The organism is Actinotalea subterranea (genome assembly GCF_008364845.1).
Classification (GTDB): Bacteria; Actinomycetota; Actinomycetes; order Actinomycetales; family Cellulomonadaceae; genus Actinotalea; species Actinotalea subterranea.
In genome coordinates this window covers 24,879-35,347 of record NZ_VTTP01000016.1, presented here as the reverse complement: position 1 = coordinate 35,347, position 10,469 = coordinate 24,879, and the positions used below count along the sequence as shown (strand labels likewise).

Sequence of the window (10,469 nt, the reverse complement as noted above, 5' to 3'; positions counted from 1 at the left end):
CTGGACGCACCACTCGACATGACCCCGATCCCAACCCTTCCAAGGACTGAAGTCTCCGGACACGCCGGGGCGGTTCAACCCTTGATCTTGGACACGCTGATTCCGGGCTTGGCCTGGAGGAAGCGAGACGATCTGGTCATGGCGAGGAAGACGTACTCGGCGGAGTTCCGTCGCGATGCTGTGGAGCTGTATCGGGTGACGCCGACGGCGACGGTCGCGGGGATCGCGGCTGATCTGGGGATCATGGACACGACGCTGTCGGGGTGGATCAAGGCCGCGGGTGTGCCGATCCGGGGACAGTCGCGTTCCCGCTCGAGTGCCCCGCCGCCCGGTGAGACGCCCGAGGCGGAGGTCGCGCGGTTGCGGGCCCGGGTGGGCGAGCTGGAGGCCGAGGCCCGCAAGCTCGACACCGAGCGGCAGATCTTGCGCGCGGCGGCGAAGTATTTCGCCGGGGAGACGAACTGGTGAGCCGCTTCCAGTTCGTCGCCGACCACCAGTCCACCTTCGAGGTGAAGCGGTTGTGCCAGGTCGTGGGCGTGGCCCGCTCGTCGTTCTACGCGTGGGTCGCAGCCGCGCCGGCCCGGGCGGCCAGGGCTGAGGCGGACGAGGACCTCGCGCAGCGGATCGCACGGGTGCACTCCGGTGACAAGGCGTTGGGGGCGCCGCGGATCACCGCCGAGCTCAACGACGGCGCCGAGCCCGATCAGCGGGTCAACCACAAGCGGGTGGCCCGGGTGATGCGTGAGCACTCGATCGCCGGGATCCGGTTGCGTCGGCGGGTGCGCACCACGATCCCCGAACCCGCCGACGAGAAGGTCGCGGACCTGCTCGGCCGGGACTTCACCGCCGAGGAGCCGAACACCAAGTACGTCGGGGACATCACCTACCTGCCCTGCGGGGACAAGCAGTTCCTCTACCTGGCGACCGTGATCGACTGCTACTCCCGGCGCCTGGTCGGCTGGTCGATCGCCGACCACATGCGCACCGAGCTGGTCACCGACGCCCTGCACGCAGCCGCCCGAGAGCGCGGGTCCCTGACTGGGGCGATCTTCCACAGCGATCACGGGTCGGTCTACACCTCCACCGACTACGCCGCCTTGTGCGACCGGCTCGGCGTGAGGCGCTCGATGGGCGCCGTGGGCTCCTCGGCGGACAACGCACTGGCCGAGTCGTTCAACGCGACCCTCAAGCGCGAGACCCTCGCCGGCGCCACCGGCTGGCCCGACCCTGCCACCGCCCGCCGCGCAGTGTTCGCCTGGATCACCCGCTACAACACCAGACGCCGCCACTCCTGGTGCGGCCACCTCAGCCCCATCACCTACGAGAACACCCACCACGGCGCCACTACGCTGGCGACCGCCGCATGACACCACCCGCGTGTCCAAGAACAGGGGTCAAGCCCCGACTGAAGTCTCCGGACACGCCGGGGCGGTTCACCCTCATTCGCGATGAGCCGGCTTCGCGATCCCAACCGACCAGCTCAGCCGTGGGTGACGCCATTGCTTAGGCGGTCTCGCAGACCTCAGGAGTCACCATGCCGCGCGGAGCAGGGTGCGCTAGACCGGCGTAGCCCAGCGCCACGACCATGCAGGCGGCTACAACAGCCGCGGCGAACGCGCGCGGGTACGCTCGGACCGCACCGAGGCCAGCATCTGCCAATACCGAGACCCCAACCACACCTATGAGGACGAGCGGAATCGCGAACCGGCTCTCAGTCGCTGAGCCTGCGAGGGTGGCGATGCTCGCGACAACCGTAGAGATCACCAGGCCCCACGCGACCCAGAGTCCACGTGACGTATGGCGCCGACGGAGCACGGGAGACAGTGCGAGCGTCGCGCAGCCGACCACCGCAATAATCGTGACCGCGGCTGAAAATAGCGCATCCAGCCCGGGGGCGGGATGGAGGTATGGGGTCGACAGCGGCCAGTGAAGCGACGCTGCGACTTTCTGGAGCGCGAAAGGCAACGCGTGCTCGAAGTTCGAGAGGTAGGCAGCAGCGAGTTCAGTCGTTGTCGTGGGTAGTGGATGTACGTTTGCCGCCATTGCGGGTGAGCAGAAGAACTGGCGAGCGTCGATGCCGCCGTCCCACGGTGCGGTGTCGTATCGCACCGTGTACGCCGCGTAGCCAGCCTGGAGCGCGACCAATCCCTCAGTGGCAGCTGGCGACAGACTTAGCACCTCTCGGGATAGCCACGAGTATAGGATCTGCGGTGCGAGTGCTACGGCACCTCCGAGTGCCACCCAAAAGGAAGACCAACTGCGGACCACAACGGTAACAACTGCCAGGAGAGCGATCACAGGCAGGTAGGCAGGCCGGACGTTGACCGCGTACCCCAGCATCAGCCCAGCGCCGATGAGAGCACCAATGCCCCGGCGTTGTACGAGCACCAGAGCCAGCAATGCCGCGGTAACGGCATAGATGTCCATAAGCGGGTATGGAGCGAAACCGCGCAGAACAGTCCAAGCGAGAAAGGCGCCGCCCCACCGCCCAGGAGTCCCAAGTTCACGCCATGGCCGAGCGAGTGCGGGAAGCAGGAATGCGGCGAACCACCCGACTAGAAGTGAATTCTGTGCGAGGACAGCAGATCCTGCGAGGATGTCGCCGCCAGCTCGTACGACAAGTGCTGCGGGGACGTAGGCGATGCCGCTGAGAACGCCTCGCAGATCGAAGTACCCCGGAAACGGCGCCTCGCCCTTGGCCAGCGACATCGCGACGGACCAATACGCGTCGGCGTCAAAGACGAACACGCCGATACCAGTGAGGAACGTGGCGGTCGTCACAGCCGCCCACACGAGCCAAGGCGTGCGTGAAGTCGTGGTACGGGTTCTCGTGCGGCTCCGCGCAGGCGGTTCCTGAACTTCGGTCTGCGTGCTGATGGTGACCTCCCCTGTATGCTCCAGCAAAGCGTGCCAGAGGATCATCCGTGGCCGTATCACCCTCGCCCCATGGCACCTGGGGTCCGCACTGGGCCGTCGCCTTCTTCGATTCCAACATACCGCCTTGCGCGCCCGTGGGCACGGTCCGGGATTGCGCTGCAATCTGTGTCGTCATCCGCTGCGGCGCCGAGAGAGGCCGTGAGATCTGAGTGGTCCATGCTCAACCCAGTCGGTCGTCGAAGGGCAGCGCACAACGCCCTTCGCCACGGCAGCGCGCACCGGTGCAACAGACCCCTCCGCGGGCTTGCTGGACACCTCCAGACCGGCCCTTCCGCGACTGCCGGGCGTAACACTCGCGACGTCTACGCGACGCTAGTCGGCGGACGCGAATCTCATGTCCACACCGGGTCCCATGAACGAGACTGCCGTTGCGACGTTCGACACGGCGTGCAGAAGTACGTCCGACGAGGCCATTACCCTGGCGTCTCGGATAACCTCCCATGCCAGCCGTGGCGACCAGCGGGACATGTCCGCCGCGATTATGTGTTGCAACTGGTGCCCGTCGGCGAGCTTCTCCTGTCGATCCAGGGAATCGAAACGAACATCACGGTCCTCGGGAATCCGTTCCACGTCGGGGAACTGTATGACATGTTCGCCAAACTCTTCCCGAAATAGAGCGACCACTCTCTCCTGTTCTGTCGCCAGAAAGACAGCCCAATCGTCACTGGTCTCAGCAATTCCCCGGTCAGCGAGGGCCCTCCTGACGAGACTCACATACGAGTGCCGGTCAGCGATCGTGCCGTCCGGCTGCTCGATGGCATGGCTCGGATGTTTGATGTGAGCCGCGACGAGGAACCGCCCGTCGCGGTGCTCGGCGAGGAAGTCGTCGAGCTCGCTCTGGAGGTGCGGCAGGAGCCTGACGTGATCGCGCAGGACAGCGGCGTACTGCCGGCGGATCTCGCTGAAGTCCGGGTGGCGATAGAGCTGGTAGGCGTGCACGTAGGTGAGCAGAGGCTCGCGGAACTCGTTGTGGTCCGCGACCGGACGCCTCGCACCTTCCTTCAGGAAGGCGTCGTCGTCGAGCTCCTCGGCAGTGAGGTCGTACGGCGGCTCGAACAGATGGTTCCACAGATTTCCCTGCTCGGGTCGGCTGTAGCAGAAGCTCACCGGCCGGGCGGGGCTGAGCTTCTCGAGGAGCCGGCTAGACCGCCAGTCAGGGATCACCAGCTCCTGGGGAGAGTCGTGCATGCTCCACACAAGGTGACTGAGATACGTGTTGAACACCGAGAAGAAGCCACCGTCGTGAGCTGGCACCACGATGCGCGTCGCCCCCAGTCGCACACCGTGCCGACCGGCCGTCGCGCGAATCGCAGCGCGGTGTCCCTCAGGCAGCTGCGCATGCGGACTCGATCTCCGCGCGCCGCCGAGTGCGACAGCGTCCGGATCCACGAGCGCCCAGTACGTCCGCTCGAGAGCCTGGAGACCGAAGCTGGCGCCGAGCAGCTTCCGCTCCCCGGCCGTCAGCGTTGCCTCGTCCGACTTCACGAACTCGAACGCTGCCCGTAGCCCCCGCCGCAGCGACTCCGGGTCCGGGATCCGCTGGAAGCCGAACTGCCGGTTGTCGATCTCGGGATAGACCGCAGGTGCATCGTGGAGACCCTCGACCTTGAACACCCCGGGCGGGCCGAAGAGTGCCCGGTGCGCACCGAGGTCCGTGATGACGAGGCTCTTGCCGAGAGCCAGCGCTTCGCGCGGCCCGACGGAGTATCCCTCGCCTGCCGAGGCGTTCACGTAGACGTCAAGGCTCTCGAGGAGCCGGTTCTTGGCATCCTCAGTGAGGTTCTCGGTGGAGAGCACGACGTTGTGGGCGCCGGACGACTCCACGATCGAGCGCACCCGAGCCGCGGTCTCGGACATGGCCACGTTGGAGTGGATGACCAGCTCGGCGTCCGGGTCGTCGCCGAACTCCCGAAGGAACGCCGAGACGAGCGCCTCGAGGCCCTTGCGCGGGTGGTACGCGGACAGCGTCCCGAACCGGACCCGGCGCCCGGCCACGGGTCGGTACCACTGGGCAACCTGGTGCTCGATGTCCAGCGCGAGGGCGAGCGAGCCGATCTCGATCGAGACGCCCGAGTCCCTCGCGACGTCGATGAGGTGGTCCGAGGTGAAGAAGACCGCGTCGAAGTCCCGGTTGAGGATGGCGACCCACTCGGGGGGCAGGTGATCGGAGTCGAAGGCGAGGTAGGCGATCCTGTAACCGGAACGCGGTGGTGGGACGTACTCGGTGTAGCTGACGCCGTTCCACAGCACGTCCGCGTAGAAGTAGACGGCGAAACCCTCGAGCTCTGTGGCGAGCGGGACGTCTCTGCCCGACGTCAGCGTCGCGAAGTCGCCCGGCGAGGCGGGTACGTGGATGTCGAAGAGCTCGACGGCGTACTTGCGGGCGAGGAGCTCGACGAGGCCCTCTGTGAGCAGCCCGATACCGGTACCGAAGGCGCGTCGACCCATGACGCAGATTCCCGTCCCGGACGGTCGCGGCGGCAACCCGATCATCGTCCGAGGAACTTCCGCAGATAGGTTCGCGGGCGACGGGCCGCGCGGACAGGCATCGTCAGACGCCACGAGGTGCTGGCGAACACCTCGGACATGCGGACGCGGAGCCGGTCCAGCTCCTCCTCCTGCCGGGCTATGAGCTGCGCCTGGCGCGCCGAGCGTCCTCTGAGGTTGCTCACCTCGGCTGCGTACCACGCCACCATGCGTTCGCGCTCGAAGGACGTCTGCTCCATGGTCTCGGCCTTGAGGCGCCAACCGCGCACGTCGCCCAGCGCCCGCTCGAGCTCCGCCTCGAGGACGGTAAGCCGCTCACGCGCGGCAAGGCCCTCGCTCTCAAACGCCACGCGATCCCGGACCACTGCCTCGACCCGCTGCAGCACCTCGCTGGTCTGCGTCGGCGGCGTCATGCCGACCTTCTCGCCGATGAGGTCCACGACGTGGGCGCCACCCGACGCGAGCACGAAGTCGTCCGTGACGTTCACGGGAGTACCGAAGCTCGGTAGGACGTCCGAGGCCCGTTCTTCGGCGACATAGAAGTCATTCAGGCCGTCGAAGTAGGCGTGCCTGTAGCGATTGCCGGTGAGCTCCGCGCGGATGGCCTCCCGCGGATTGGCGTCACCACCACCTGAGACGACCTCGACCACGACGACCCAAGGCCGCGTCTTGGCGAGGTCGACGGTGTGCAGCACGTCGAGCTCGGCACCCTCGACGTCGACCTTGAGGAAGTGGATCTCCGCGAGGCCGTTGGCAGCGATCACCTCGTCGAGGCGCACCACCGGCACGGTAGCGGTCGTGACGGCTCTGCCCTCGGCCCGCAGCTCCGCTGCCCGTTGCGTCGACATCGTCGAGAGCTCGTCCCAGACGTCAACGATCGTCAGGTCAGCTTCCTCCACGTCCTGCGAGCTGACGGCCGCCTGGATCGACACGTCACGCGGTCGCTCCAGGAGCAGCGCCTCGGCAAGGTTCGGAAGGGGCTCGATGTTGATGCCCGACCATCCCGCGTCGTAGAAGAGCTTCGTCACGTTGTTGTGCACGGGATGCCCGGCTCCGACGTCGACGTACGTACCGTGCACGACGTGCCGCAACGCACGCCACAGCAGCACGTCCTCGAAGTTCTGGGCATACGACGTGACGGTCATCTGGCGCCTCTCCGGCTGAGGAACGCGCGGCACTCAATCGCCGCAGAGGTGGACAGGTCGGCAGGCTCGGCACCCGCGCCGATCAGCGAGCATGCGCGATCCAGCGACGCGCTGCGGGCACGCCAGCTGCTGTCGGCGCGCGCGTCGAAGAGGCAGGTGAGCACGCGTGCGAACCTACCGGCGAACGGCCGGGTAGTGGGATTCGTACCAGCGGTACGTCTGCTCGAGCCCCTCGGCCAGGTCGACAGCGGGCTCCCAGCCGAGGGCGCGGATCTTCGTGACGTCGTACGCCCGGGTGTGCTGGCCATCCGGCTTGCTGGCGTCCCACTGGATGTCGCCCTGAAGCCCGCTGACCTTCTGGAGGGTCTCAGCCGCCTCGCGGATGGTCACGGACGTGCCGGTAGCGAGGTTGATCACCCCTGTGAAGCCCTCGATGATCATCCGGAGCGCGCGCGCCGCGTCGGAGGAGTACACGAAGTCCCGCGTAGGTGTACCTGTGCCCCAGACGGTGACATCCGTACCGGTGGTGACGGCCCGGTGGAACTTCGAGACGAGCGACGGGAGCACGTGGCCCTTCGCCTCGTCGAACCGGTCACCCGGTCCGTAGAGGTTGGTCGACAACGCGACGGCGAAATCCATGCCGTACTCGTGGTGGTAAGCCTCCAGCTGGGCGATCATCGCGCGCTTCGCGTGTGCATACCCGGCCTCAGAGCCGTGCGGCGGGCCAGACCAGATCGACTCCTCGGCCATGGGCAGCGGAGCAACGTCCGAGTACACGGCGGTCGAGCCCATGCCCACGAACTTCTTCACGCCAACCTTGCGGGCAGCCTCGACGACGTTCGTGTTCATCCGGATGTTGTCGAGATACGCACGACCCTGGGCGTGGATGTTGCCCATCAGTCCGTGCACGCGAGCAGCGAGGTGCACGACGATCTCCGGCGACGCATCACCGATGATGCGCTCGGCCTCCTCGAGGACGCGCAGATCGCCGTCGCTCGAACTCGTGGCCACTACCGCATATCCGGCATCGGAGAGCTCGGATACGAGAGCGCTGCCGACAACTCCGGCCGCGCCGGTGATCAGCACCCGTGTCTGGTGCACGCAACTGCCCCTTACGTCCATCGGTTGCCCCCCGCGGGATGTGCCGCACACACCTGCGGACGATGCGATCGGTGCATCGCCGCGAGTGCCTCCTGGTGCGCGGTTGCGGAGCCACCCGAGTATAGCGACCCTCCGTGCCGCCCCCGGGCCCTTGCTCCCACGGCCGCCGGCGCTCCGCAGCACCCCGGAGGCACAAATCGGTCGGATGCGGGCACCCCCGGGCAGACACGTAGGACGTACGACGCCGTTCGTTCGCCCCGCGCTAGGGTGCTGGCGACCGAGGTGGCTTGTCGGACGGGAGCCGCCACCGGCCCGCAGGCACCCAGTGGGATGGAGGATGATCATGGCCTCGATCCACATCGCCATCGTGAGCGCAGGCCCTTCCGTCGAGCTCACGCGAGCGTCCGTACGCCGCGCCGGCCCTGCCATCCCCTCGGCGACGATCCACGTGCTCGACGTCGACGGGAGCTACGCGCCCGTCGGTCAAGAGCGCGTCCTCGGAATCGCGGACGTCGGGTGGGACCTGCGTTCCGTTCACCTTCAGGCCGCGGCGCTCGAGCCCGCAGACCTCATCGACGAGCTCTACCCGAGCTTGGTCGGCGCCCTCTTCGAGGGCCTCACGGACACCGACGCCACGGTTCTTGTGATGCGCCCCGGCGTGCTCCTTCTGCAATGGCCTACAGCCCTGCTCGAGGCCGCGGCGCGTCATGGCGTCGCGCTCGTCGCGCGCTGCGCGTCCGTGGACTCCGCCTCCGACGACGCCGATCGCTGGCCGCAGCCCGCGGACCTCGCGCTTCACGGCGCCTACAGCCCCGCCCTCTTCGCGCTGCGCGGACCGCAAGAGCGCTTCCGCAGCCTCTGGAGCCGAGCCGTGACCACCGAGGGGGCGAGCGCCGGGGGCACCACCGCGCCGGGGCGCGCGCCGGGAGCTGGCAAGTGGCTCGACGTCGCGGCGAGCGCCGTCGAGCACGCTGTGCTCCGTGAAGGCGCGGCCCTGCTCTCCGCGTGGAACCTCGCGTCGAGCTCGGTGCTGGAGCCGACGCCTGGCGTCGAGGTCGATGGTCTTGTGCTCGACGGCCGTCCCGTCGATGCGCTTGACCTCTCCGCCTGGGACCCCACGGCGCCGTGGCTCCTGGACGCGGACACGCCGCGCGATCCCCGCGGGCGCCTCAGCGACCACCTCGCGCTCGCCAGCCTTGTCGACGCGGTCGCGCACGACGTCGCCACGGACGCGCGCACGACCCGACGAGGCGTCGGGCCGTGGGACCTGCTCACCACGTCGCTCGGCGTGCCGCTCGACGCAGCGATCCGCGCGCTCTACGGCGACGCGCTGGGGGACGACCGGTCAGGTGCACCCGACCCGTTCGACCCCCACGATGCTGAGGCCCTGCGTACGTGGCTGACCGACGCGGCCCCGGACGGCGGACCGGGCAGGTACCTTCTGGCGATCTATCGCACCCGTCCCGACCTGCAGCAGGCGTTCCCCGCCGTACCCGGTCCGGGTACCGAGGGGTTCCTGGCATGGGTGCGCACCCACGGCCGCACCGAGGAGTACCCGCGGGCGCTCGTCGATGCCGCGCTGAGCGCGCTCCCGGAGCCTGCTCCGCCGGCCGCCGGCCGGCCCGCCCGCGGCGTCAACGTGATCGGCTACCTGCGCGGCGAGCTCGGCATCGGGGAGTCGGCACGCCTCATGGTCAGCGCGCTGCGTGCTGCGGACGTCCCACATGCGACTGTCTCGGTGGACCGGCACCTCGCGAGCCGGCAGAGGCCCGCCGCGGAGGGGGACCGCGTCGCTCCGGAGGCGCGGTTCGACACGAGCATCATCTGCGTCAACGCCGACCTCACCCCCTCGGTCGCGGCGTCGGTGCCGGACATGCTGGCACGCAGCTTCCGCATCGGCATGTGGTACTGGGAGGTCGAGGACTTCCCAGCGTCCCAGCACGGCGGGTTCGCCGCTGTCGACGAGGTATGGGTCGCCACGGACTTCGTCCGGCGGGCCATCGAGCCGCACTCCCCCGTGCCCGTCGCCACGATCACGCCCCCGCTGCCCCAGCGCGGGCCCGAGCCACAGCTCACGCGGGGCGACCTCGGCCTGCCCGACCGGCCCCTGTTCCTCTTCTCGTTCGACTACCTCAGCACGGCGGAGCGCAAGAATCCGCTCGGCCTCCTCGACGCCTTCTCGCGTGCCTTCGCACCAGGTGAGGGCCCCGTCCTCGTGCTCAAGTCCATCAACGCGGACAAGCGCCCCGCGGAGGCCGAGCGCCTCCGGCTACGCGCCGCACGCACACCGGACGTGCTCCTCCTCGAGCAGTACCTCGACGCGGCCGAGCGGGACGCCCTGGTCGCACTCTGCGACTGCTACGTCTCGCTGCACAGATCCGAGGGGCTCGGCCTGACGATGGCCGAGGCGATGGCGTGGGGCAAGCCCGTGATCGCCACCGGCTACAGCGGCAACCTGCAGTTCATGACGCCCGAGAACAGCTTCCTCGTGCCGTCGACGCCCACCCGCATCCCGGACGGCGCCGAGCCCTACCCGGCCGGCTCCGTCTGGGCCGAGCCCGACCTGGACGCGGCCGCAGCGTTCATGCGCACGGTCGTCGACCAGCCGGAGGTCGCTGCGGCGCGTGGTGCGCGCGCGGCGGCCGACATCGCGACGATCCACTCGCCCGAGGCCGCGGGCCGACGTATCGTCGCGCGGCTCGCGGAGACCGCCTCACGCCGGCGTGCCCGCTCGCGCCTCACCGTCGCCACGCGACTGCACCGAGCCGCCCGCCAGGCCCGCGACAGCCTCGGCTGACG

At 68.5% G+C, this 10,469-nt stretch carries 6 protein-coding genes; 2 read left to right on the top strand and 4 right to left on the bottom strand.

Going from position 1 to position 10,469, the window contains the following annotated elements; all coding sequences use genetic code 11:
* The first annotated feature begins 138 nt into the window (after positions 1 to 138).
* Positions 139 to 1,367 (top strand): IS3 family transposase gene (locus FZ988_RS17940; protein WP_425458012.1). Its coding sequence is split into 2 segments (ribosomal slippage): positions 139 to 448 and positions 448 to 1,367, totalling 1,230 coding nucleotides; the frame shifts between segments, so codons are not numbered across the junction.
* A 136-nt stretch (positions 1,368 to 1,503) separates the two neighbouring features.
* Here FZ988_RS17940 and FZ988_RS17935 read toward each other — a convergent pair.
* From FZ988_RS17935 to FZ988_RS17920, 4 genes are all read right to left on the bottom strand, one after another.
* Entirely contained in the window at positions 1,504 to 2,781 is a 1,278-nt protein-coding gene (locus tag FZ988_RS17935; RefSeq protein ID WP_149205418.1) for a hypothetical protein, read from the bottom strand.
* Positions 2,782 to 3,249: 468 nt separating this feature from the next.
* On the bottom strand, positions 3,250 to 5,385 hold the full coding sequence (locus tag FZ988_RS17930) for a glycosyltransferase (RefSeq protein WP_188079175.1): 2,136 nt from the start codon (positions 5,383 to 5,385) through the stop codon (positions 3,250 to 3,252).
* Positions 5,386 to 5,426: 41 nt separating this feature from the next.
* Positions 5,427 to 6,569, bottom strand: coding sequence for an FkbM family methyltransferase (locus tag FZ988_RS17925; RefSeq protein ID WP_149205416.1), 1,143 nt, complete (start codon positions 6,567 to 6,569; stop codon positions 5,427 to 5,429).
* 174 nt (positions 6,570 to 6,743) lie between these two features.
* Positions 6,744 to 7,655: a GDP-L-fucose synthase family protein gene (locus tag FZ988_RS17920; protein WP_223145188.1), complete on the bottom strand. Its 912-nt coding sequence runs from the start codon at positions 7,653 to 7,655 to the stop codon at positions 6,744 to 6,746.
* A gap of 358 nt (positions 7,656 to 8,013) precedes the next feature.
* Here FZ988_RS17920 and FZ988_RS17915 point away from each other — a divergent pair, with 358 nt between their 5' ends.
* Positions 8,014 to 10,467 (top strand): glycosyltransferase, encoded by a 2,454-nt coding sequence (locus FZ988_RS17915; protein WP_188079174.1) that lies wholly within the window; start codon positions 8,014 to 8,016, stop codon positions 10,465 to 10,467.
* Positions 10,468 to 10,469 lie beyond the last annotated feature (2 nt).

What these genes read in the sequence shown, in the direction of transcription:
- FZ988_RS17930 (WP_188079175.1), bottom strand. Translation starts at nt 5,385, where the DNA reads ATGGGTCGACGCGCCTTCGGTACCGGTATCGGGCTGCTCACAGAGGGC.
- FZ988_RS17925 (WP_149205416.1), bottom strand. Translation starts at nt 6,569, where the DNA reads ATGACCGTCACGTCGTATGCCCAGAACTTCGAGGACGTGCTGCTGTGG.
- FZ988_RS17915 (WP_188079174.1), top strand. Translation starts at nt 8,014, where the DNA reads ATGGCCTCGATCCACATCGCCATCGTGAGCGCAGGCCCTTCCGTCGAG.